Source organism: Reyranella aquatilis (assembly GCF_020880995.1).
Taxonomy (GTDB): Bacteria; Pseudomonadota; Alphaproteobacteria; order Reyranellales; family Reyranellaceae; genus Reyranella; species Reyranella aquatilis.
Genome location: NZ_JAJISD010000004.1, coordinates 394,908 through 418,319, shown reverse-complemented (window position 1 = coordinate 418,319; position 23,412 = coordinate 394,908). Strand labels below are relative to the sequence as shown.

The window sequence follows — 23,412 nt, the reverse complement described above, 5'->3', positions numbered from 1 at the left end:
AGAAACCGCGCGTTCCAGCACCGGAGACCGATGAAGGACGTCCGCACCGACGGACAGCCCAAGCGCGTGTTCATCCGCACCTACGGCTGTCAGATGAATGTCTACGATTCCGATCGCATGGCCGACGTCCTGCGGCCGCTGGGCTATGCGCTGGCCGAAGCGCCCGACCAGGCCGATCTGGTCGTGCTGAACACCTGCCACATCCGCGAGCATGCCTCGGAGAAGGTCTATTCCGAGCTGGGACGGCTGCGCGACCTGAAGACCGAGCGCCGCGCCGAGGGCCGGGACTACACGATCGCGGTCGCGGGCTGCGTCGCCCAGGCCGAAGGCGAGGAGATCCTGCGCCGCCAGCCCGCCGTCGACATCGTCGTGGGCCCGCAGGCCTACCACCGTCTGCCCGAGCTGCTGGCCCAGGTCGCGCGCAAGTCGGCCGCGGCGGGCGTGGGCGGCAAGCGTGTGCCGGGTGCCGGCGTGCTCGACACGGAGTTTCCGCCGGAGAGCAAGTTCGATCACCTGCCGTCGCCGCAGGGGATCCGGGCCGGCTCGGCCTTCCTGTCGATCCAGGAAGGCTGCGACAAGTTCTGCACCTTCTGTGTCGTGCCGTACACGCGCGGTGCCGAGTATTCGCGACCCGCTTCGGCGGTGCTCGCCGAGGCGCGGCAGCTCGTGGCCGCCGGCGCGCTCGAACTCACGGTGCTGGGGCAGAACGTCAACGCCTATCACGGCGAGGGGCCGGATGGCTCGACCTGGTCGCTGGCGCGGCTGGTGCGCGCGATCGGCGAGATCCCCGGCCTCGCGCGGCTGCGCTACACGACCTCCCATCCGCGCGACATGGACGACGACCTGATTGCCGCGCACGGCGACGTGCCGCAGCTGATGCCCTACCTGCACCTGCCGGTTCAGTCGGGATCCGATCGCATCCTCGACGCGATGAACCGCGGCCACGGTCGCGACCTCTATCTCCGCATCGTCGAGCGGCTGCGCAACGCGCGTGCCGACCTCGCGTTGTCGTCGGACTTCATCGTGGGCTTTCCCGGGGAAAGCGATGCCGATTTCGACGAGACGATGCGGCTCATCGAGCAGGTGGGTTTCGCGTCCGCCTATGCCTTCCGCTACAGCCGCCGTCCCGGCACGCCCGGGGCGGCATTGACCGACCAGGTGCCGGAGAACGTGAAGGTGGCCCGGCTCGCCGCGCTGCAGGCGCTGGTCGGACAGCAGGCCCGCGCGTTCAACGAGTCCAAGGCCGGCACCACCGTACCCGTGCTGTTCGCCGAGGCCGGCCGCAAGCCGGGGCAGATCATGGGCAAGACGCCGTGGCTGCAATCGGTCTACGCGCAGGGCGATCCGCGCCTGTTCGGCCGGATCGTCGACGTGCGGCTGATCGAAGGCTATGCCAACAGCCTGCTGGGCGAGATCGTCACCGGCGACTACGAGGTGGCTGCGTGAGCGACCAGGTCGCCGGCACCCGCGCCGCCGACGTCCGGCGCATGACGTTCGACAACAATGCGCTTCTCGCCGTCCTCTACGGCAACCACGACCGCAATCTCGTGCGCATCGAGCAGCTCACGAACGCCCAGTTGAGCGCGCGCGGCAACCAGCTTGCCATCACCGGCACGCCCGACGATGCCGGTGTGGCGCAGAAGGCGATCGCCAGCCTCTACGAGCGGCTGAAGCGCGGCCTGTCGATCGAGAGCGCCGACATCGATGCCGCCGTGCGCTTTGCCCGCAGCGGCGCGGAAGGCGGCGATGCCGAGAGCATTCGCACGCGCAAGCGCACCATCCAGGCGCGCACGCCCGGCCAGCGCGGCTATCTCGCCGCCCTGCGCGAACGCGACATGGTGTTCGCGCTGGGACCGGCCGGCAGCGGCAAGACCTATCTCGCGGTGGCCATGGGCGTGTCGCTGCTGCTCGCCGGCAAGGTCGAGCGCATCGTGCTGTCGCGTCCCGCCGTGGAGGCGGGCGAACGGCTGGGCTTCCTGCCCGGCGACATGAAGGAAAAGATCGATCCCTACCTGCGGCCGCTCTACGACGCGCTGCACGACATGATCCCGGCGGAGCAGATCGCGCATCGCATGGAATCGGGCGAGATCGAGATCGCGCCCCTGGCCTTCATGCGCGGGCGTACGCTGGCGCACTGCTACGTCATCCTCGACGAGGCACAGAACACGACGCCGATGCAGATGCGCATGTTCCTGACGCGCCTCGGCGAAGGCTCGCGCATGGTCATCACCGGCGATCCCAGCCAGACCGACCTGCCGAACAACCAGAAGTCGGGCCTGAACGATGCCGTCGAGACGCTGGCCGACGTCGAAGGCGTGCGCTTCGTGCGGCTCACCTCCCAGGACGTCGTGCGCCACGATCTCGTGACGCGCATCGTCGATGCCTACGATGCCCGCGACAAGAAAAGCAAAGCCTGAGCCGGCGCTGCGCTGCACGGTCGTCGTGCTGGACGAGGGCTGGCTGAAGGCGCTGCCCGACGCTGAAAAGCTCGCGCGCCGTGCCGCACGAGCCGCGTTCGCGGGCACGCGACGTCGCGGCATGCGCTCGCTGAACGTCGCGCTCGACGACGACAAGGGCGTGCGTGTGCTCAACGCGCGCGACCGCAAGAAGGACAAGCCGACCAACGTCCTGTCCTATCCCTCGGGCGAGCGCGATTTCCTGGGCGACATGGTGCTGGCCCGCCAGACCGTTTGGCGCGAGGCGCGCGAGCAGAAGAAGTCGCCGGCCGACCATTTCACGCATCTGGTCGTTCACGGCACGCTGCATCTGCTGGGCTACGACCACGAGACCGGCGAGGACGATGCCGAGCGCATGGAAGCGCTGGAGCGTCGCGTGCTGGCCAGGCTCGGCATCGCCGATCCGTATCTGGAGCGTTAAGGCTCTTCTCCTCCCCGGTCTTACGGGGGGAGGAAACAATAGATTGTCGAGCTACAGCATCTCCAGGGGCTGCTTGGCCCTCGGCGGCGGGAAGGCGCGGTCGAGTTCGCGCAGGATCTCCGGCGTCAGCTCGACCTGGAGTGCCGCGAAGTTCTCCTTCACGCGCTCTCGATTCGCGGATTTCGGGATGGTGACGACGCCCGGCTGCGCGAACAGCCAGGCCAGCGCCAGTTGCGCGGGCGTGCAGCCGACCTCGTCGGCGAGCTTCTTCAGCGGTGCCTTGCGCAGCAGGCCGCCCTGGTCGAGCGGCGAATAGGCCATCAACGGGATCGCGCGCTTGCGCATCCACGGCAGCAGGTCGAACTCCGGACCGCGCCGCGACAGGCAGTAGAGCACCTGGTTGGTGGCGGTCCGTCCCTTGTCGAGCCGTGCGGCGTCCTGCATGTCGTCGAGATCGAAGTTGCTGACGCCGAAGTCGGCGATCTTGCCGGCGCTCCTCAGTCTGTCGAACGCCTCGTAGGTCTCCTCGATCCGCGTGCCCCCGCGCCAGTGCAGGAGGTAGAGGTCGATGCGCTCCAGCCGCAGGCGCTTCAGGCTGCGCTCGCAGGCGGCGATCGTGCCCGCCCGCGAGGCGTTGTGCGGATAGACCTTGCTCACGATGAAGGGGAGGGTGTCGCGGCCCCGTAGCGCGTCGCCCACGATCTCCTCGGCGACTCCTTCGCCGTACATCTCGGCGGTGTCGATCATCGGATAGCCGAGATCGAGCCCGTAAGTGAGGGCGTCGAGTTCTTCGGCGCGGCGGCGGGCGTTCTCTCCCATGCGCCAGGTGCCGAGGCCGAGCACCGGCATTTCAGCGCCGGACGGAAGCTTGCAGGAACGCATCAGGAACTTCCACGATTGCAACGCGGGGGAGATAGCCTATCTTATCGGCCATGCCTGACTCCACAGCGCACAGTACCAGGCCGGGCATCGGCCCGGCTTCGTCGACTGAGCCCCTTAGCACCCCGGTGACATCGCCGGCTCCCGATGTCGCCCCGAGCGGTGGCCTGTTGCGCGCACTCCTGCGGCGCCTGCGTCGCCGGGACAAGAACGAAGCCGTCCGCGAGGCGATCGAGGAACTGATCGAGGAGACGCCCGAGAGCGACACTCCGATCAGCGACGACCAGCGCGAGCTGCTCGCCAACATCCTGAAGCTGCGCGACAAGACGGTGGCCGACGTCATGGTGCCGCGGGTCGACATCGTGGGCATCGCCGCCGACACGCCGCTCGACGAGGTGGTGCGGCTGATCCAGGCCGAAGCGCATTCGCGCTATCCGATCTACCGCGAATCGCTCGACGACGTGATCGGCATGATCCACATCAAGGACGTGCTGGCCTACTGGGGCACGTCCAAGAAGTTCAACCTGCGCGACATATTGCGGCGCGTCGTGTTCGTGGCGCCGACCCTGCCGGTGCTCGACATGCTTCTCGACATGCGCCGCTCGCGCACGCACATGGCGCTGGTCGTCGACGAGTTCGGCGGCACCGACGGGCTGCTCACCATCGAGGACCTCGTCGAGGAGATCGTGGGCGAGATCGAGGACGAGCACGACGTCGCGCAGACGCCGACGGTCGCTCGCCGTGTCGACGGCACGATCGACGTCAACGGCCGCACGCCGATCGAGCTCCTCGAGGAGGAGATCGGCAAGGTCCTGTCGGAAGACGAGCGACGCGAGATCGACACGGTCGGCGGTCTGATCTTCTCGCTGCTGGGACGCATTCCCGAGCGCGGCGAAGTGGTGCGCCATCCGTCGGGTGTGGAATTCGAGATCCTCGATGTCGATCCCCGGCGCATCCGCCGCCTGCGCGTGCGGCCGCCGACGACGGCGCCCGCCGCCTGACCGTCGCCTGACCGCCGCGTGACACGATGACCCTCAGAGGCTGGCGCGCCGCAGGCGTCGCCTTCCTGGCCGGTGCGCTCGCCGCCCTTGCCATGCCGCCCCTCCATTGGCTGCCGCTCGCCATCGTCGGCGCGGTGGCCTTCGTCTGGCTGTGGGACACCGCGCCGGGGCCGAAGAGCGCCCTGCTGCGGGGATGGGCGTGGGGAACCGGCCATTTCGCCGTCGGCTCCTACTGGATCGTCGAGGCGTTCTTCGTGCCGCCCGCCGACTACGCTCTGCTGGGGCCGCCCATCGTCATTGGACTGGCGGCGCTTCTCGGCTTCTTTCCCGGCATGGCGGCGGGCGCCGCCAAGTGGGCCGCCGGGCGTTGGCCGGCGCTGGGCGGCCGGTATGCGCGCCTGCTCCTGCTCGCCGTCACCTGGACGGTCGCCGAGTGGCTGCGCGGCCACGTCTTCACCGGCTACGCGTGGAATCCGCTGGCGCATGTCTGGGCCTTTGCCGTTCCCCTGCTGCAGGGGGCGGCGCTGTTCGGTGTCTACGGGCTCGGCCTTTTCACCTTCATGATCCTCGCTGCGCCGGCGGCGGGTTGGCGGGCCTCGCTGCTGGCGCTCGCGGTCGTGGCGGGCGCGGGCTTTGCGGGGCAGTCGGTGATGGCCCCGGCCGAGACGGGCGACGGACCGCTGGTGCGCATCGTCCAGCCGAACACGCCGCAGGCCGAGAAGTGGCGGCCCGAGAACCGGGCCCGTCAGGTGAACAAGCTGGTCGAGATGAGCCGGCGCGACGGGTTCGACCGGTTGGCCGCGGTGATCTGGCCCGAGACCGCGCCGCCCTTCATCGTCGAGCCGGGATCGCCCGCACTGGACGTGATGGCGAAGGCCGTGCCGCCGGAGGGCTACCTTCTCACTGGCGCGGCGCGCGGCACCGGCAAGCGGGACGAAGGGGTCTGGAACTCCCTGCTGGTCATCGATCAGGCCGGGACGATCGTCGCCAGCTACGACAAGGTCCATCTGGTGCCGCTCGGCGAATACATCCCGTTCCACAAGCAGCTCGCGCCGGTGTCCGGCTTCATCGGGCGCGGCTCGTTCGAGGAGGGCCTGTCGCGAGTCACGCTCGACCTGCCACGCCTGCCGTCCGTCTCGCCGATCATCTGCTACGAGGTGATCTTTCCCGCCGCCGTCACCGGTCCCGGCGCGCGGCCGCGCTGGCTGCTGAACGTCACCAACGACGCGTGGTTCGGCCTGTCCAGCGGTCCCTACCAGCATCTCGCCAGCGCCCGCCTGCGCTCGGTCGAGGAGGGCCTGCCGATGATCCGGGCGGCGAACACCGGTGTTTCCGCCGTCATCGACGCCTACGGGCGCGTGCTGGCCGCGCTGGACATGGAGCAGGAAGGCATCATCGATCACAGGATTCCCCCAGCGCGCGAGCCCACGCCGTATGGCCGCTGGGGGGACGGGACTCTTCTCGTGCTTCTGCTCCTGGCGGCCGGCGCACTTGGGCTTTTCGGCCGCGGCCCCTCTGGCAAAAAATCAGGAATCTCAAGCCGTTAACCTTGAGGTTCGGCTTGCATTCGGGTTTGGAGCAGCATAAGTAATATGCATCCTACGCGTGTAGATATGCATTTTTGCACATGTGGATCGGGCAGCACTCGCTGCACGCCATTCGGCCACGATTGCGTCGTATGCGCGTTTACGTCGTGTTTGAGCGTTCGGAAGGAGTAGGCACCTGATGGCCAAGTCGCATCCCGTAGATGTTCACGTCGGAGCGCGGATGCGCCAGCGGCGCACGCTCCTCGGCATGAGCCAGGAAAAGCTCGGGACGGCGGTCGGCCTCACCTTCCAGCAGATCCAGAAATACGAGCGCGGCTCCAACCGCATCGGCTCCAGCCGCCTGTTCGAGTTCGCAAAGGTCCTCGACGTGCCGGTTTCGTATTTCTTCGACGAGATGCCCTCGAACGCGCTCGCCGGCCGGCCGGTGTCTGGCCGCGGCAAGAAAGGCGGCTTCGGTGAAGCCGGTACGCCGTTCGAGCAGGAGAAGGACCCGCTCATCAAGCGCGAGACGCTCGAACTCGTTCGCGCCTACTACAAGATCGGCGAGGGCCGTGTGCGCAAGCGCATCTTCGAGATGGTCAAGGCGGTCGGCGCGGCCAGCCATGCCGAGGCGGTCGGCACGCGCAAGGGACGCCAGCCCCGCGCCTGAACGGCGCAGGAAATAGGCCCGAGATCCTCTTGATTTCCACTGCCATTTGGCGTTTTTAACCACCGCGGCCCCGATGGGCGGGGTCGCCGCGGACGGATTTGGACGACTTGCCACCGCGAAAATAAAGGCTAAGCCGGCCGTTGGCGGAAGCACCGCCCTGCCCGGAGTCCATGCGAACTTTGGGAGGGATCTTTGGCGCTCAAGGACTACATCTTCACCAGCGAATCGGTTTCTGAAGGACATCCGGACAAGGTCGCGGACCAGATTTCCGATGCGATCCTGGACGCGTTCATCGCCAACGACGTGAAGCTCGGCCACGCCGACGACAGCCACGCCAACACCCGCCTGGGCTGCGAGACGCTGGTCACGACCAACAAGATCGTCGTCGCCGGCGAGGGCCGCGCCTCCGAGCCGTACATGAAGAAGTATGGCAAGCACACCGTCGTGAACCGCGAAGCGATCACCGAGATCGCCCGTAACGTCGTGCGCGACATCGGCTACGACCAGGACGGCTTCTCCTTCCATGGCGCCGACGTCGAGGTGCTGCTGCACGGCCAGTCGCCCGACATCGCGATGGGCGTCGATGCCAAGAAGAAGGGCGGCAATCTCGGTGAGCAGGAAGGCGCGGGCGACCAGGGCCTGATGTTCGGCTTCGCCTGCCGCGACTCCGAAGAGTACGAGAAGGGCTCGTTCATGCCCGCTCCGATCTTCTTCTCGCACAAGATCCTCGAAGTGCTGAGCAAGGCCCGCCGCTCGGGCGAGCTCGGCGACCTGCAGCCCGACGCCAAGAGCCAGGTGACGGTGCGCTACGCCGACGGCAAGGCTGTCGGCGCCACCAAGGTCGTCGTTTCGACCCAGCACCGCGAAGCCAACAAGAAGGGCAAGAAGTACAATTCGGGCATGATCCGCGAGATGATCGCCGGTCACGTCGAGAAGTCGCTGCCCAAGGGCTGGATGCCCAAGAAGGCCGCCGACTTCTTCGTCAACCCGACCGGCAACTTCGTCGTCGGCGGTCCCGATGGCGATTGCGGCCTCACCGGCCGCAAGATCATCGTCGACACCTACGGCGGCTACGCCCCGCACGGCGGCGGCGCCTTCTCGGGCAAGGACCCGACCAAGGTCGACCGTTCGGCGGCCTACGCCGCGCGCTACCTCGCCAAGAACGTCGTGGCCGCCGGTCTCGCCGATCGCTGCCTGATCCAGGTCGCCTATGCGATCGGCGTCGCCGATCCGATGTCGCTCTATGTGAACACCGAAGGCACCGGCAAGGTCGACGAGCGCAAGCTCGAGAAGGTCCTGTCGGATCTCTTCCCGCTGCGTCCGACCAACATCCGCCGCTCGCTGCAGCTCAACAAGCCGATCTATCAGCGCACGGCGGCCTACGGCCACTTCGGTCGCAAGCCCGAGAAGGACGGCGGCTTCTCCTGGGAGCGCACGGATCTCGTCGCGGAGCTGAAGCGCGCCTTCGGCGCCCGCTAGGCCGTCTGATCTTCCGACAAGCAGGGCGCGCACCGGCAGGTGCGCGCCCTTTGCTTTAGGAAACCCTCGCAGATAATTGAATCCAAGGGCATTTCTGATACCCTTGGAAAATGGCCCCTCTCGAGAACGGCGGCTTCCGGCAGCCCGAATGGGATGCCGCTGGCCATCGCCGCGTCGATTCCCTGATGCGGGCGCTGCTCTACATCGCCCAGCAGGTCGGCCGCCCAGTCAGCGAGGCCGACATTCGCCGTCTCGTGGCAATTCCCGCGGCAGGCCTCGACGAGACCGCCTTCCTGACGGTGGCGGCGCGGCTCGGCCTCGAAGGCGAGGCGGTCGATCTCGCCGGCCGGCCGTTCGACGAGTTGTCCGTACCCTTCGCCATCGTCGGCGCCAACGGGGCGTCCCACGTCGTGGTCTCGGGCCGCGGCAACGGCTGGACCATCCTCGATGTGATGGAAGGGCGTGTCTGGCAATCGACGGCCGAGGAGGCGCGGTCCCTCGGAACGCGTGCCCTGCTGCTGCGCCAGCCCCTGGGACCGTCTCCAGCCGGGCAATGGTACGCCCCGCTCTGGGCACGCCTGCGACCGGTCGTCGTCAGGCTCGCGGCCGCATCGTTCTTCATCAACCTGCTCGGCCTCCTCACGCCGCTCTTCATGATGCTGGTGGTCAACGCGGTGATCGCGGGCCGTCCGCCCGAGGGGCTGCGGTCGACGCTGGCGGTACTCTGCGCCGGCATGCTCGCAGCCTATGGCGCCGACTTCGGCCTGCGCGTGGCGCGCGGCTGGCTGTCCGCCAGGACCGGTGCGCGCCTCGATGCGCTGATGAGCGCCGAGGTGCTGCATCACCTGATGGCATTGCCCTACCGTCATTTCGAACGGACGCCCTCGGGCGTCATCGCCGAGCGCCTGCGCCAGCTCGACGTGCTGCGCGGCTTCTTCACCGGCCAGATGCCGGTGCTGGCGATCGACCTGCTGTTCGTCGTGATCTTCCTGGTCGCCACCTTCGCCATCAGCGCCACGCTCGGCCTCGTCGCGGCGCTGGCGGTGCCGGTGCTGGTCGCGGTGTCGCTCGCCGGTCACCGCGCGCAGCGGCGGCTGGCCGACGAGACGTTCCAGGCGCTCGCGGCCAAGAGCTCGACGCTCAACGAGACCGTCGCCAACGCCGCCACCATCAAGGCGCTCGGCCTCGAAGCGGAAGTCGAGAAGCGCTGGCAGGCCAGGGTCGAGCAATCGGCCCGCGCCAGCCTGCGCGCCGGCAACCTCGCCACGCTCGCGGCCAGCGCCTCGGGCACGCTGCAACTCGTGGCGTCGCTGGCGATCGTGATGATCGGCGTCGGCGAGATCGCCGATCATCGCCTCACGATCGGCGCGCTGGTCGCCGCCAACATGCTGGCCGTGCGCGCGCTGCAGCCGATGCGCCAGCTCGCCGGTGCCTGGCACCAGCTCCAGGCGGTGGGGGCCGCCTTCAAGCGCATCGACGAGCTGATGCGCGAGCCGCCCGAAACGCGGCCGGGCGAGTTCGCGCCGATGCCGGCGCTGACCGGGGACATCGCGCTGGAGCGCGTCACCTACCGCGCACACGATCGCGGGCCGCCCATCCTGCGCGAGATGGATCTCTCGATCGCGGCGGGCGAGATCATCGGCCTCGTCGGCCCGTCGGGCTCGGGCAAGACCACCATCGCCAATCTCGTGCAGGGTCTGGTCACGCCGACCGACGGCCGCGTGCTGGTGGACGGCACCGACATCGCCCACATCTCGCCGGCGCAGTTGCGGGCGCAGATCGGCGCGGTGCCGCAGGACCTGCAGCTCTTCACCGGATCGGTGCGCGAGAACATCGCGATGGGCGTCGCCGACAAGGATCCCGGCCGCGTCGTGGCGGTGGCGCGATTCGTCGGTGCCCACGACTTCATCCAGCGCCTGCCGCAGGGCTACAACACCGTGCTCGGCGAACGCGGGCAGGGACTCTCGACCGGACAGCGCCAGCTTCTCTGCATCGCGCGCGCGCTGATCCGCAATCCGCGCATCCTGATCCTCGACGAAGCGACCAGCGCGCTCGATCCCGCCACCGAGGAGCAGCTGCTGCGTCAGCTCAAGTCCAACACGCGCGGCCGCACCGTCATCATGATCACCCACCGCCTGGCGCCGCTCGCCATCGCCGATCGCGTGGCGCTGGTGATGGACGGGCGCATCGAACGGGTGGGGCCGCCGACCGAGGTGATGGCCTATGCCCGCATCCGGATGGCCGAGGCGAGCCGCAGCCAGACGCCGGGCGCGGCATCCACCGCCACTTCCCGTGCGATGCCCGGCTGACGGTCAGGCGAGGTCGACGAACTCCGGATCCTCGAGGCGTGCCAGCCGCTCCGAGGCGAGGCGCGCGCAGTCGATGAGCAGCGCCTTGCGCCGCGCCGCCGTCACCGGGTGGCGCGCGGGAGGACGCAGGATCTCGCCGCCATAGGCATCGGCGACGATCAGGCCGACCTCCTCGGGGATCAGCGATTGCGGGAAGTCGACCGGCACGGCGAAGTAGAGCTGGTCGCACCAGGCGAGATAGTCCGGCCACTTCTGGTCGACCCGCCAATCCTCGATCGAGGACTTCACCTCGACGATGGTGAGTTCGCCGCTGCCGGCGATCGCCATGATGTCGGCGCGGCGCCCGTCGGGCAGCGGCAGTTCGCGCAGCACGGTACGGCCGGACTGGCGCATCAGGCGGCAGGCGCCGCGGCAGACGGCGAGGGTGATGTCAGGGCGCGTCTGGCGCGCGACGGCCGGCGCTTCCATCGCCGGTTCATCGGGGACCACGTCAGCGCCGGACCGGCACGAGGCGCGGCTGGCCTTCGTCGAGCGGAAGCTCGGAGGCCGGCTTGAACGCCTGGGCCAGCGCCTCGCCCCGCTTGCGATCGCGATCGGAGACCTTGTCGCCCGCCTTCTCGCGGACGGCACGCGCTTCCGGGTGACCGCCGCGTTCGGCGAGGTACAGCCACTTGAAGGCTTCCACCGGATCGCTGGTCCCGGCGCTGCCGGTCAACAGCATGACGCCGAGCGCCTGCTGCGCCTCGGGCAGTCCCTGCTGCGCGGCGCGGCCGTACCAGAACTGCGCCTGGACGGGATCCCGCGGCATGCCCGAGCCGGCGAGATAGGCGTTGGCGAGCTTGAACTGGCCGGACGGCACGCCGGCATTGGCCGCGGCCTGGTACCAGCTGATGGCCGACTTCAGGATCTTCTCGTTGGCCGCCTTGTCGCGCGTCGCGGGCGTCCGCACGGCCATGTCGCCCAGCGCCAGCGCCGCCTCGGGAACGCCGTTCTGCTGGGCCTGGACCAGCCAGCGCTGGGCCGCCGCCTGGTCCTGCTTCACGCCCGATCCCTCGGCCAGGGCCAGGCCGTAGCGCAGGGCGGCGAGCATGTGCCCCTTCTCGGCGGCGCGGCGGAAGAGATCGGCGGCCCGCGTCGGATCGGCCGAAGCGGGCGGCGCGTTCTCCGCCATCGCCCGCCCCAGCGCATAGGTGGCGTAGGGATCGCCGTCGGCGGATGCCTTTTCCAGCCAGGCGCGGGCCTGGATCACGTCGCGCGGAACGCCCTGGCCGCGAAGAAAGATCAGCCCGAGATTGAGTTGCGCGCGGCGATGTCCCTGCGCGGCGGCCTTCTCGAAAAGCTCAACGGCCCGGGCGGGATTGCGCGGCACGCCGGCGTCGCCCGTGGCGAAGACGAGGGCGAGCCGGTGCTGGCCTTCGGCCGATCCCGCATCCGCGGCACGCTGGATAAGGCTCAGCCCTTCGGCCTTGGCGCCGCGATCGATCAGGATCGCGCCCAGCCAGGCGTTGGCATCGGCATTCGACGAGCCGAGCGCGCGCAGCGTCCGTTCGGCCGTCGCGGCATCGCCCTGGCGGTAGGCCATGACGGCGGGACGCAGCGATGCGGCCACGTCCGAGGCGTCGGCGGCTTGCTGAGCCTGCGCGGCAGCGCCCGCGGCGACGAGCGCCGCGGCGAGCGCCAGCCGCGCCGCGATCATTTCGTCTTGAACTGGTAGGCGAGCGCGGCGGCCTTCGCCTTCTCGACCTCGTCGGCCGGCAGCTCGCGCGCCGCCTGCTCGAGCGCCAGATTGGCGTTGGGCACGTTCCACCGGTCGGCGATCGCGCACCACTTGTAGGCCTCGAAGAGGCTCTTGGGCACGCCCTTGCCCTCGGCATAGGCGCCGGCCAGCGGGATCATCGCGGGAAGATAGCCGCGCTCGGACGCATCGAGCAGAAGCGGGGTCGCCTTGTTGATGTCGAACAGCTTGGATTCGGCGTTGCCGTAGATGTAGAGGCCGAGCAGGAACTGGGCGCGCGGATCGCGCTCCTTGGCCAGCACCTGCAGCTCCTTCTCGGCCGTCACGGGATCGCCGGCCTGCAGCGCCTTGACCGCTTCTTCCATGCCGGCAGCCGCCGGCTGGGCCGCGGCGGCCAGCAACAGGGCAGCCCCGGCGAGGGGCAGGAGGGCGCGGACGGAACGAACGAAGGGCAAGGACAGGCTCCCGGTTGGCGCGGCCGGTATCGGCTGGACGGGGGACCGTCTAGCATGGAATTGAGGCCGAAACACGAAACCCGGCGGGCTGGCGGGTCACGACCGGAGGGGAGGAAGGATGCTGGAAAAACTTGCGGACCTCGTGAACGGGGACGAGGCGCTGGTGCGGCGCGGCCGTCATCTCACGGGCGCCTTCCTGGTCGAGGCGCGTCCGCGCGCCTGGCTGGTCCACGTGCTGCGCGGGCGGATCGAGAAGGTGGAAGAGGGGCCGTTCGTCATGCCGTCGTGGCGCTTCGCGCTGCGCGCCGAGGAGGCGGACTGGCAGCGCTTCTGGCGACCCCGTCCGGCGCCGGGCGACCACGACCTGCTGGCCCTGGTGCGTCGCGGCCTGATGAAGTTCGAGGGCGATCTCCAGCCGCTGATGGCCAACCTGCTCTATCTGAAGGCGGTGCTCGAAGCGCCGCGGGCGCTGGCTGCCGCCGCAGGCGGTGCACGATGAGCGCCGCGCCGGGTCTGCCCGCCCTCGAACCGATCGTCGGCCGCTATCTCTCGCTCGATTTCGAAGGCCGGCGCTACCGCGTCTATTTCGAGGAGGCGGGCGAGGGGATCCCGCTCATCTGCCTGCACACCGCCGGTTCCGACGGACGGCAGTACCGGGGCGTGCTGACCGATCCCGAGGTGACCCGGCGCTTTCGCGTCATCGCCTTCGACATGCCCCGGCATGGCAAGTCGTCGCCGCCGCAGGGTTTCGAGGCCGAGGAGTACCGCCTGACACGGGACTTCTATACGGCGTTCGTCCTTGCCTTCGCCGATGCCCTGTCGCTGGACCGGCCCGTGGTCATGGGCTGTTCGATCGGAGGCCGCCTGGTGCTCAACCTCGCCGCCCAGCACGCCGACCGATTCCGGGCCCTCATCGGCCTGCAGTCGTCCGCCCACGTCGCGCCCTACTACGATACGGAGTGGCTGCACCACGCGGACGTACACGGGGGCGAGGTCTGCGCCGGGATCGTTTCCGGCCTGGTGGGGCCCGACGCCCCCGCGGCCGACCGCTGGGAAACGCTCTGGCACTACATGCAGGGCGGCCCGGGGGTCTTCAAAGGGGATCTGCACTTCTACAAGGTCGATGGGGACCTGCGGCAGCGCATCGCCGCGATCGATACCGGCCGCTGCCCGCTGTTCCTGCTGACCGGGGAGTACGACTATTCCTGCTCGCCGGCGGAAACCGAGGAGGTGGCCGCGATGGTGCCGGGCGCCCTCTGCATCATCATGCCCGGCCTCGGCCATTTCCCGATGAGCGAGAATCCGGATTGCTTCCTGGCGCACCTGCGGCCGGTCCTCGACCGGATCGCAAAAGCCTAATTGCATCAAGAAATGCTGTCCCCGAGGGCTCCGGTGATCTTTTCTCGTTGAAAAACTTGGAGAAAGTCGAGTTTTTTGCTTGTTCTGCGCGGTCCGTGCGCTCCTTTTTTCGACTATCTGACCGCAGGCTAGTGTAGGATTTGTTGATCTTTCTCCGGCCCCTCCGAAAGAAGATATGCAATTTTGCAACTAACTGTCTTATGGTACAGCTGTTACGGTCTCTTCGTGAGGCCGGTTTGGTCTCCAATTGCATCGCTGAAGGTTTTTGAACGACAACCCACAGGCAGCGCTCGACCGAGCGCTCCCACCAGAGAGATCCACACAGCCCGCCGACGGCCTCCCAAGCCGTTCATCGAAGCCCCTTCCCACACACCCCAAGGCTTCGATACCCCACACACCCAGGCGGGCTCATAAGGAAGGCCGGTCGTTCCCCAAGCGACCGGCCTTTCGTATTTTTGGGGCGCGTTCCGGCCGTCCCTTGCGATCCAGCTCGTCACGACAATATGCTTGATTTTTACATATTGCGGCTAAAATGCAATGTCAGATCATCAAAAATGCCTATCTGACGGACGATAAATGCAGATAAATAAGGGTGTGTGAGTTGTTAGATATGCATTTTTGCAAGTTACGCAAAATCCGAGCAGTGTTAGATTTTTGACACGCTAACTCTCGCCGGTCGGTTTCCATGAAAATTGTCGGATTCCCCGTTGATGTCTCGCTTTCCCAGGACGGCCGTATCGTCGGTGGGCAGCGGATCCGGCAATCCCTGGTTCAGACCACCCTCGATCTCATCCAGGCGGGCGACGTCGAGCCGAGCCCGGCCATCATCGCCTCGATTGCGGGCGTTCCGGCGACCGTCCTCTTCCAGCATTTTCCCCGTCTCGCGGATCTCTATGAGGCCGCGTTCGACCTGTCCGTCAGCCGAGCCTTCGATCCGGATCGTCCCGTGGACCGGGCGGTGCCGCTGGCCAAGCGCACCGCATTGCTGGTGTCGGACAGGGCCCAGACGTTCGAGCAATGGCTGCCGGTCTGGCACTTCGCCCAGCGCGTATGCGGCGTGGCGCCGGCCGTCGGCCGCGGGATCGCGCATCTTCGCCAGCAGCTTCGGGAACGGGTGGCGGTGTGGTTTGCGGTCGAACTTGACGCCCTCGAACCCCGAGCGCGCGAGCCGGTTCTCGATTCCCTCGACGTGGCTTTCGGCTTCGAGCGCTGGATGAACATGCGCGACCGGCTGCGCCTGTCGCCGATGAACGCTTCGCGCACCTGGCGCTTCGAGGCCGAGTCGATCGTGCAGCGGGCCTTTACGGCACCGCGCCAGAGCGGCGTGGCCGCCTGACCGGCCGGCGCGCTTCAGCCAACGAAAAAGGGCGGCGGGATAAACCGCCGCCCTTCGCTTGAAGCGATGATTCTGGAAGCCGGCGGGCGCCTAGTTGGCCTTCGCCTGGAACTTCTGATGGCAGGCGCCGCAGGTCTTGCCGACATCGGCGAAGGCCGTCGCCAGCGCCTCGGCATTGCCCGAGCCGGCGGCGACCGCGAGCTTGTCGTAGGCGGCGTCGGATGCCTTGCTGGCGGCCTCGAAGCCCGCCCAGTCCGTCCAGATGACCGGCAGGGCGCGCGTCTCGCCCTTGTCGGAACCGGCCGGGAACATCTTCACGAAGGCGGCCTCGAGCGTCTTGAGCTTGGCGGCCTGTTCGACGGCGCCGGCCGTCGGGCCCTTGGCGTCGACGATTGCCTTGACGGCGCGCATCGCAGCGGCGGCCTGCTTGCGGTTATCCTTGCGCTGGGCGATCACGTCGCCCTGGGCCATCGCGATCGTCGCACCGCCCACCATCGCACCGGCTGCCAGGGCACCGACCAGCGCCACGACCAAAGTCTTCCTCATCGTACCATCCCCTTTAGAATTGCGGACGACGGACAATTTATGCCTCGCCGACGGTCTATTTGTTGCAGAGGTTGGCGCAGAAAGCGAACCTGCACGGACCCCAACATCAATCACGACTGCGTGTGGTCGTTCCTCGCAACCCCTGCCCACCGGGCCCGCGGTTCGACTATGCTCGCGACTTGCACAGGAGATGACGACCGATGGCCGGCAAGAACGACAAGATCCTCGTCTGGGACGTTCCCGTCCGGCTGTTCCACTGGCTGCTCGTAATCCTGATGGCGACCTCGTATTTCAGCGGCCGCGCCAAGGGCGACTGGATGCAACTACACTTCTGGTCGGGCTACGCCATCCTGACGCTGCTGCTGTTCCGCATCGTCTGGGGCTTCGTGGGCAGCAGCACGGCCCGCTTCTCGCACTTCCTGAAGGGCCCGGCGGCGGCGCTCACCCATGTCGGTCATCTCTTCCGCAAGGAGGGGCCGCGCGACGTCGGCCACAACCCGATGGGCGGCGCGATGGTCGTCGTCCTGATCTTCGCCGTGCTGGCCCAGGTCGTGGCCGGTCTCTTCGCGGCCGACACCGACACCGGCATGGTGAACGGACCCCTGGCGCTCAAGGTCGCCGACAAATGGGTCGACCGTGCCACCGCCTTCCATGCCTGGTGGATCAACGTGCTGCTGATCCTGGTGGCGGTCCACGTCGCGGCCGTCGCGCTCTACCTCGTCTGGAAGCGGCACAATCTGATCGGCCCGATGATCACCGGCCGCAAGCGGCTGGATCAGGCGGTGGAGCCGGGCGAGCCTGCACCGCGGCTCCGCTTCGCCTCGGGCCGCCTTGCGATGTCTGTCCTGCTGGCCTGCGCCGCCCTGGTCTATTTCATCGTGCGCGCGGGCGGCTGACCTGCTCGCGCGGCCTTGCTGGCCCGAAACCGCCCCTCTAGGGTGGTTGAAACAACAGTGAAATTTGGATTTTGCACCATGAAATTTACCGGTACCGACTCCTACGTTGCCAGCGACGACCTGCGCGTTGCCGTTAACGCGTCCATCGCGCTGCAGCGCCCGCTGCTCATCAAGGGCGAGCCGGGCACCGGCAAGACCGTGCTGGCGCACGAGGTGGCCAAGGCGCTGAACGCGCCGATCATCGAGTGGCACATCAAGTCGACCACCAAGGCGCAGCAGGGCCTCTACGAGTACGACGCCGTCTCGCGCCTGCGCGACAGCCAGCTCGGCGACGAGCGCGTGAAGGACATCGGCAACTACATCAAGCGCGGCAAGATGTGGGAGGCCTTTACCTCCGAGACGCGGCCGATCCTGCTGATCGACGAGATCGACAAGGCCGACATCGAGTTCCCGAACGACCTGCTGCTCGAACTCGATCGCATGCAGTTCTACGTCTACGAGACGCAGCAGACGATCAAGGCGGAGCAGCGCCCGATCGTGATGATCACCTCGAACAACGAGAAGGAGCTGCCGGACGCCTTCCTGCGCCGCTGCTTCTTCCACTACATCCGCTTCCCCGATCGCGAGACGATGACGCAGATCGTCGACGTCCACTTCCCCGACCTGCAGCGCAACCTGCTGCGCGAGGCGCTGAACGTGTTCTACGACATCCGCGAAGTGCCGGGCCTCAAGAAGAAGCCGTCGACCTCCGAGCTGCTCGACTGGCTGAAGCTGCTGATGGTCGAGGACATGTCGCCGGAGTCGCTGCGGTCGAAGGACAGCAAGCAGCTGATCCCGCCGCTGCACGGCGCGCTGCTCAAGAACGAGCAGGACGTCCATCTGTTCGAGCGCCTGGCCTTCATGGCGCGGCGGGAGCAGCGCCAGTAATCACGGCGGAGAGGAGAACGCGATGTTCGTGAATTTCTTCCTCGAATTGCGCAATGCCAAGCTGCCGGTCTCCATCAAGGAATATCTCGCCCTGATGGAGGCGATGGACAAGGGAGTGGCCGACTACAGCGTCGACGACTTCTACTATCTGTCGCGCGCCGCGCTGGTGAAGGACGAGCGCAACCTCGACAAGTTCGACCGCGTGTTCGGCACCGTCTTCAAGGGCCTCGAGGCGCTGCCCGCCGAGGGCATCGCCGCCGAAATTCCCGAGGAATGGCTGCGCAAGCTGGCCGAGAAGCTTCTGACCGAGGAGGAGAAGAAGCAGATCGAGGCGATGGGCGGCTGGGAGAAGCTCATGGAGACGCTGAAGAAGCGTCTCGAGGAGCAGCAGAAGCGCCACCAGGGCGGCAGCAAGTGGATCGGCACGGCCGGCACCTCGCCGTTCGGCGCCTACGGCTTCAATCCCGAGGGCGTGCGCATCGGCCAGGACAAGGGTCGCGAGGGTCGCGCCGTCAAGGTGTGGGACAAGCGCGAGTACAAGAACCTCGACGACACGGTCGAGATCGGCACGCGCAACATCAAGATCGCGCTGCGCCGCCTGCGCAAGTTCGCGCGCGAGGGCGCCGAGGTCGAGCTCGACATGCCCGACACGATCCGCTCGACCGCGCGCAATGCCGGCTACCTCGACATCAAGATGGTGCCGGAGCGGCGCAACAAGGTGAAGCTGCTGCTGCTGTTCGACATCGGCGGCTCGATGGACGCGCATATCCGCGTCTGCGAGGAGCTGTTCTCGGCGGCGCGCTCGGAGTTCAAGCACCTCGAGTTCTTCTACTTCCACAACTGCCTCTACGAGAAGCTGTGGAAGGACAATCGCCGCCGCCACGTCGACACCTTCTCGACGCAGCAGCTGCTGCACACCTATCCGCCGGACTACAAGGTGCTGTTCGTCGGCGACGCCTCGATGAGCCCCTACGAGATCGCCTATCCGGGCGGCTCGGTGGAGCACTGGAACGAGGAATCCGGGCAGACCTGGATCCAGCGCGTCTCCGACACCTATCGCAGCATGGTATGGCTGAATCCGGTGCCCGAGCGGCACTGGAGCTACACGCCGTCGATCCAGCTGCTGCAGCAGCTCACCGGCAACCGCATGTTCCCGCTCACCCTGGGCGGCCTCGACAGCGCGATGAAGGAACTGAACAAGTAACACGCGGTGTCATCCCGAGCGTAGCGAAGGATCCTTCGCTGCGCTCAGGATGACACTGTCGATTGGGAGGCAAGAATGAAGACCGGCCCGGCCGTCGCCGAAATCCTGAAGCGCGAGGGGGTCGAGTATCTCTTCGCCTATCCCGTCAACCATCTGATCGAGCACTGCGCGGCGATCGACATCCGCCCGATCATCGTGCGCCAGGAGCGCATCGGCCTGCACATGGCCGACGCCATGTCGCGCCTGACCAAGGGCCGCAAGATGGGCGTGTTCTGCATGCAGAGCGGCCCGGGTTCGGAGAACGCCTATGGCGGCGTGGCCCAGGCCTACGGCGAATCGGTGCCGCTGCTGGTGATCCCGGCGGGCTATCCGCGGCGCATCGCGCACGTGCCGCCGAACTTCAACTCGACCATCACCATGGCGCATGTCGCCAAGCACGCCGAGCCGATCACCTCGGGCGCCGACATCGAGAACATCATGCGCCGGGCCTTCAGTCTGCTGCGCAACGGCCGCGGTTCGCCGGTCATCATCGAGTTCCCGGCCGAGGCCAATGGCGAGGACGCGCCCGATCCGCTGACCTACGAGCCGATCAAGCCGACGCGCTACGGTCCCGATCCGGCGGCGGTGAAGGAAGCCGCCAGGGTACTGGTCGAGGCCAGGCGCCCGGTCATCTATGCGGGCCACGGCGTGCACTGGGCCGAAGCCTATGACGAGCTGAAGGAACTGGCCGAGCTGCTGGCGATTCCGGTCTGCACCTCGCTTCAGGGCAAGAGCAGCTTCGACGAGACCCATCCGCTGTCGCTGGGCTCCGGCGGCCGTGCCTATCCCCGGCAGGTCCGCCACTTCCTCGACAAGTGCGACGTGCTGTTCGGCATCGGCTGTTCCTTCACCGAGACGAACTTCGGCATCTCGATGCCGAAGGGCAAGACGGTGATCCACACGACGCTGGATCCCAACCATCTCAACAAGGACGTGCGGTGCCAGTACGGCCTGATCGGCGATGCCAAGCTCGCGCTGCGCGCCATGATCGACGAGTGCAGCAAGCTCGTGGGCGGCAAGCAGCGCGATGCCGCGCCGGTGGTGGCCGAGATCAAGCCGATCGCCGACGAGTGGCTTAAGGAGTGGATGCCCAAGCTCACCAACAACGAGGCGCCGCTCAATCCCTATCGCGTGCTGTGGGACCTGCAGCACACGGTCGACAAGGCCAACACGATCATCACCCACGACGCCGGCAGCCCGCGCGACCAGCTCTCGCCGTTCTGGAAGACGACCGCGCCGCACACCTACATCGGCTGGGGCAAGACCACGCAGCTGGGCTACGGGCTCGGCCTTGCCATGGGCGCCAAGCTCGCCTGCCCGGACAAGCTCTGCATCAACGTCTGGGGCGACGCCGCCATCGGCTTCACCGGCATGGACTTCGAGACGGCGGTGCGCGAGCGCATTCCGATCATGTCGATCCTGCTCAACAACTTCTCGATGGCGATCGAACTGCACATCATGAAGGTGTCGACCGAGAAGTACCGCTCGACCGACATTTCGGGCGACTACGCCGCCATGGCCAGGGCCTTCGGCGGCTACGGCGAACGGATCACCAAGCCGGAGGACATCGTGCCGGCCATCAAGCGCGGCATCGAACAGACGAAGAAGGGCGTGCCCGTCCTGCTCGAGTTCATCACCTCCAAGGAAACGACGATCTCGACGCCGAAATAGCGGGGGTGTGACACACGCACTGTCGTAAAGTGCGCGACGGGGAGCTTTCCCGCCGCGCCGAAAGGTGCTTGGCTTCCGGCATGACCAAGATCCTCACGCCGGACGGCGAGCACGACATCGCCGCACATGACGGGCTCTGGATGAGCCCCCTCGACGCCGAAAGGGTGACGGGCTGGACCCTCAAGCCGGAAGGCATGTGCCGTGCCGACCTCTGCGTGCCGCTGCCGGCATCGGCCCTGGCGCCCAACGAGGTCGATCTCGAAGCCTTCTGGAAGAAGCTCGGCGGGCCGGTGATCGCCAGCGAGGCGCGCGACGTGTGGGCGCTGGGCGCGCCGCCCGAGGAGCGCAACGCCGCCCTCGAAGGGCTCGAGGCGCCGGACTTCACCCTGCCGGACCTGGATGGCGTGCCGCGCTCGCTGTCGCAGTTGCGCGGGCGAAAGGTCTTCCTCGCCACGTGGGCCAGTTGGTGAGGCTGCCGCTTTGACTTGCCCGTGTGGCAGGCCCTCTACGAAGAACTGAAGGACAAGGGGTTCATGGTCGTGGCCGTGGCGCAGGAAAGCCGCGGCGCGGAGCATGCGCGTCCCTGGATCGAACAGGCCAAGTCGTCCTACTGGCAGCTGATCGACACCGAGCACCGGCTGGAAGACCTCTACAATCTCGTGAACGTGCCGCAGGCGATCTGGATCGACGAGCAGGGGCGGATCGCACGGCCGCCCGAGACCGCGGGCTCGACCGATCACTTCCGGCGCATGGACCTCCAGACCCGCACCATGACGCCGGAAGACCAGGCCGAGCGTCTGGCCGCGCGACAGGCCTATCTCGACGCGGTGCGCGCCTGGGTCTCGACCGGGGCGCATGCGCTGCCCGCCGATCGTGCGCGCGCCAGCCTGCCGAAGGTCACGCCGGAGATCGCCGAGGCGAGGGCGCGCTTCCGTCTCGGCGTGTGGCTGCGGGCGAACGGCCGCGTCGCCGAAGGCGACCGGCAGATGGCGGAAGCGAGCCGCCTGCATCCCGACTCGTGGAGCCTGTGGCGTCAGGCGGCCGACCTCGACGAGGTCGGCAAGGCATCGGGCCCCGATTTCTGGAAGCGCGTGCAGGCGCTGGGCGACCGACCCTACTACCCGCCGCCCAAACTCTAGGGAAACCGATGCGCCTCTCGTGGACCGACCTCGGGAAGGCACGCGCCGGCAAGGCCGATGGCAGGCGCGTGGAGATCACGGGGTTTGTCCTCGCGGCGAGTGCGCTGGGCGGCGACGAGCGTTTCCTGTTGATGGCCGAGCCCGGCTGCTGCCCGGGGTGCGTGCCCGACAATCCGGAGGCGGTCGTCGAGGTGCTGGCGCGGCAGCCGATGAAACGGGCCGACGGGGCGGTGACGCTCGACGGGATCTGGCGCGTGTCGGCGGATGATCAGGGCTGGCGCTATCAGCTGCACGACGCCGTGCCCGTGAAGCGCCTGTCGCGCCGGACGCTGATGGCCGCAAGCTCGCTCTTCTGCCTTCCGGTGCCGGCCATGGCGCAGGCGACGGACGGCATGGCGGTCGACCTGCACAGCCATGCGGGCAATCTGCTGCCGTTGAGTTTCGGCCGGGGCTCCTCCGCGGCCGTCGCCGAGCCGATGCGCCAGGGCGGCGTGGCGGCGATCTCGCTGGCGGTGGTTTCCGATTCGCCGATCATCAAGCTGACCGACGGCCGCCTGCGGCCCAGTCGCGACCCGCGCCCCGGCGAACTCTATGCGTTCAGTCAGCGTTCGTTTCCCGCCCTGCATGCGCTGGCGCGCGAGCAGGGCATGCCGATCATCCGCACCGCGGCGGAGCTGCGCGCGGCGCGCGCGGGCCAGCCCTCGCTGATCGTCGCCTCGGAAGGCGCCGACTTCCTCGAGGGCCGGATCGAGCGGCTCGACGAAGCCTACCAGCGCTGGGCATTGCGCCATCTGCAGCTCACGCATTACCGGCCGAACGAACTGGGCGACATCCAGACCGAGCCCAGCGTGCATGACGGGCTGACGCCGTTCGGCGCCGAGGTGATCCGGCGCTGCAATGCGATGGGCATCGTCGTCGACGTCGCGCACGGCCCGTTCGAACTCGTGAAGAAGGCGGCGGCGGTCACGACGAAGCCACTGGTCCTGTCTCATACGTCGCTCACCACCCGGCCGGCAGCCTGGACGCGGCGCATCCTGCCCGACCATGCCCGTGCGATTGCCGCGACCGGCGGCGTCATCGGCATCTGGCCCGTGACCGCCTACTTCCCCAACGTCGTGGCCTATGCGACCGAGGGCTTCGCGAGGATGGTCGACATCGCGGGCATCGATCATGTCGGCCTGGGCACGGACCAGCTCGGCCTCGTGGGCGGCAGCGCGATGCCGAGCTACGCCGATCTGCCGCAGCTCGCCGCCGCGCTGCGCACCCGATTCAATGCGGAAGAAACGGCAAAACTTCTGGGCGGCAACTTCCGGCGCGTTTTTGAAGCGAGCGTGCGCTGACGCGCATCACACATCCGTGAGTGC

22 protein-coding genes are annotated in these 23,412 nt (G+C 67.6%); 17 read left to right on the top strand and 5 right to left on the bottom strand.

Annotated features, from left to right (window positions below):
• Positions 1 to 30: 30 nt before the first annotated feature.
• The 3 genes from miaB to ybeY are packed head-to-tail and all read left to right on the top strand — an operon-like array spanning position 31 to position 2,877.
• A complete protein-coding gene (gene miaB, locus LJ725_RS12415) occupies positions 31 to 1,446 on the top strand; it encodes a tRNA (N6-isopentenyl adenosine(37)-C2)-methylthiotransferase MiaB (protein WP_230550967.1) in 1,416 nt (471 codons plus the stop codon).
• Between the two features lie 41 nt (positions 1,447 to 1,487).
• On the top strand, positions 1,488 to 2,417 hold the full coding sequence (locus LJ725_RS12410) for a PhoH family protein (RefSeq protein WP_230551017.1): 930 nt from the start codon (positions 1,488 to 1,490) through the stop codon (positions 2,415 to 2,417).
• Complete coding sequence (gene ybeY, locus LJ725_RS12405) at positions 2,389 to 2,877, top strand: rRNA maturation RNase YbeY (protein WP_230550966.1); 489 nt, start codon at positions 2,389 to 2,391, stop codon at positions 2,875 to 2,877. Before LJ725_RS12410 ends, ybeY begins: the two co-directional genes overlap by 29 nt.
• A gap of 51 nt (positions 2,878 to 2,928) precedes the next feature.
• Here ybeY and LJ725_RS12400 read toward each other — a convergent pair whose 3' ends face one another.
• Positions 2,929 to 3,759: an aldo/keto reductase gene (locus tag LJ725_RS12400; RefSeq protein ID WP_230550965.1), complete on the bottom strand. Its 831-nt coding sequence runs from the start codon at positions 3,757 to 3,759 to the stop codon at positions 2,929 to 2,931.
• Between the two features lie 167 nt (positions 3,760 to 3,926).
• Between LJ725_RS12400 and LJ725_RS12395 the strand changes: the two genes are divergently transcribed.
• From LJ725_RS12395 to LJ725_RS12375, 5 genes are all read left to right on the top strand, one after another.
• Positions 3,927 to 4,757, top strand: a complete 831-nt coding sequence (locus LJ725_RS12395; protein WP_230550964.1) for a hemolysin family protein — start codon at positions 3,927 to 3,929, stop codon at positions 4,755 to 4,757.
• A 26-nt stretch (positions 4,758 to 4,783) separates the two neighbouring features.
• Entirely contained in the window at positions 4,784 to 6,304 is a 1,521-nt protein-coding gene (gene lnt / locus LJ725_RS12390; protein WP_230550963.1) for an apolipoprotein N-acyltransferase, read from the top strand.
• Between the two features lie 178 nt (positions 6,305 to 6,482).
• Entirely contained in the window at positions 6,483 to 6,953 is a 471-nt protein-coding gene (locus LJ725_RS12385) for a helix-turn-helix domain-containing protein (RefSeq protein ID WP_230550962.1), read from the top strand.
• Positions 6,954 to 7,145: 192 nt separating this feature from the next.
• On the top strand, positions 7,146 to 8,432 hold the full coding sequence (gene metK, locus LJ725_RS12380) for a methionine adenosyltransferase (protein WP_230550961.1): 1,287 nt from the start codon (positions 7,146 to 7,148) through the stop codon (positions 8,430 to 8,432).
• Positions 8,433 to 8,542: 110 nt separating this feature from the next.
• Positions 8,543 to 10,741: a peptidase domain-containing ABC transporter gene (locus LJ725_RS12375; RefSeq protein ID WP_230550960.1), complete on the top strand. Its 2,199-nt coding sequence runs from the start codon at positions 8,543 to 8,545 to the stop codon at positions 10,739 to 10,741.
• 3 nt (positions 10,742 to 10,744) lie between these two features.
• Here LJ725_RS12375 and LJ725_RS12370 read toward each other — a convergent pair whose 3' ends face one another.
• Genes LJ725_RS12370 through LJ725_RS12360 form a run of 3 tightly spaced genes read right to left on the bottom strand, consistent with a single transcriptional unit; the run spans position 10,745 to position 12,931 of the window.
• Positions 10,745 to 11,209 (bottom strand): MmcB family DNA repair protein, encoded by a 465-nt coding sequence (locus LJ725_RS12370; protein WP_230550959.1) that lies wholly within the window; start codon positions 11,207 to 11,209, stop codon positions 10,745 to 10,747.
• Between the two features lie 22 nt (positions 11,210 to 11,231).
• Positions 11,232 to 12,437 carry a tetratricopeptide repeat protein gene (locus LJ725_RS12365; protein ID WP_230550958.1) on the bottom strand — a complete coding sequence of 402 codons (1,206 nt, stop codon included), beginning with the start codon at positions 12,435 to 12,437 and terminating at the stop codon, positions 11,232 to 11,234.
• Entirely contained in the window at positions 12,434 to 12,931 is a 498-nt protein-coding gene (locus LJ725_RS12360) for an SEL1-like repeat protein (protein ID WP_230550957.1), read from the bottom strand. Before LJ725_RS12360 ends, LJ725_RS12365 begins: the two co-directional genes overlap by 4 nt.
• A 118-nt stretch (positions 12,932 to 13,049) precedes the next feature.
• Between LJ725_RS12360 and LJ725_RS12355 the strand changes: the two genes are divergently transcribed.
• The 3 genes from LJ725_RS12355 (at position 13,050) to LJ725_RS12345 (ending at position 15,626) form a co-directional block, all read left to right on the top strand.
• On the top strand, positions 13,050 to 13,430 hold the full coding sequence (locus tag LJ725_RS12355) for a hypothetical protein (protein ID WP_230550956.1): 381 nt from the start codon (positions 13,050 to 13,052) through the stop codon (positions 13,428 to 13,430).
• A complete protein-coding gene (locus LJ725_RS12350; RefSeq protein WP_230550955.1) occupies positions 13,427 to 14,290 on the top strand; it encodes an alpha/beta fold hydrolase in 864 nt (287 codons plus the stop codon). The genes LJ725_RS12355 and LJ725_RS12350 overlap by 4 nt, the downstream gene beginning before the upstream one ends.
• Before the next feature lie 685 nt (positions 14,291 to 14,975).
• The gene (locus LJ725_RS12345) at positions 14,976 to 15,626 is read left to right on the top strand and encodes a hypothetical protein (protein WP_230550954.1); all 651 of its coding nucleotides are present in this window, start codon (positions 14,976 to 14,978) and stop codon (positions 15,624 to 15,626) included.
• A gap of 90 nt (positions 15,627 to 15,716) precedes the next feature.
• Here LJ725_RS12345 and LJ725_RS12340 read toward each other — a convergent pair whose 3' ends face one another.
• The gene (locus LJ725_RS12340) at positions 15,717 to 16,172 is read right to left on the bottom strand and encodes a c-type cytochrome (protein WP_230550953.1); all 456 of its coding nucleotides are present in this window, start codon (positions 16,170 to 16,172) and stop codon (positions 15,717 to 15,719) included.
• A 200-nt stretch (positions 16,173 to 16,372) separates the two neighbouring features.
• Here LJ725_RS12340 and LJ725_RS12335 point away from each other — a divergent pair, with 200 nt between their 5' ends.
• From LJ725_RS12335 to LJ725_RS12305, 6 genes are all read left to right on the top strand, one after another.
• Entirely contained in the window at positions 16,373 to 17,068 is a 696-nt protein-coding gene (locus LJ725_RS12335; RefSeq protein ID WP_230550952.1) for a cytochrome b/b6 domain-containing protein, read from the top strand.
• Positions 17,069 to 17,146: 78 nt separating this feature from the next.
• The gene (locus tag LJ725_RS12330; protein ID WP_230550951.1) at positions 17,147 to 17,995 is read left to right on the top strand and encodes an AAA family ATPase; all 849 of its coding nucleotides are present in this window, start codon (positions 17,147 to 17,149) and stop codon (positions 17,993 to 17,995) included.
• Between the two features lie 22 nt (positions 17,996 to 18,017).
• Positions 18,018 to 19,199 carry a vWA domain-containing protein gene (locus LJ725_RS12325; protein WP_230550950.1) on the top strand — a complete coding sequence of 394 codons (1,182 nt, stop codon included), beginning with the start codon at positions 18,018 to 18,020 and terminating at the stop codon, positions 19,197 to 19,199.
• Positions 19,200 to 19,229: 30 nt separating this feature from the next.
• A complete protein-coding gene (locus LJ725_RS12320; RefSeq protein WP_289297922.1) occupies positions 19,230 to 20,909 on the top strand; it encodes a thiamine pyrophosphate-requiring protein in 1,680 nt (559 codons plus the stop codon).
• 80 nt (positions 20,910 to 20,989) lie between these two features.
• Positions 20,990 to 22,048, top strand: a complete 1,059-nt coding sequence (locus tag LJ725_RS29180; RefSeq protein ID WP_329958360.1) for a TlpA disulfide reductase family protein — start codon at positions 20,990 to 20,992, stop codon at positions 22,046 to 22,048.
• 8 nt (positions 22,049 to 22,056) lie between these two features.
• The gene (locus tag LJ725_RS12305) at positions 22,057 to 23,388 is read left to right on the top strand and encodes a dipeptidase (protein ID WP_230550947.1); all 1,332 of its coding nucleotides are present in this window, start codon (positions 22,057 to 22,059) and stop codon (positions 23,386 to 23,388) included.
• The last annotated feature ends 24 nt before the right edge of the window (positions 23,389 to 23,412 follow it).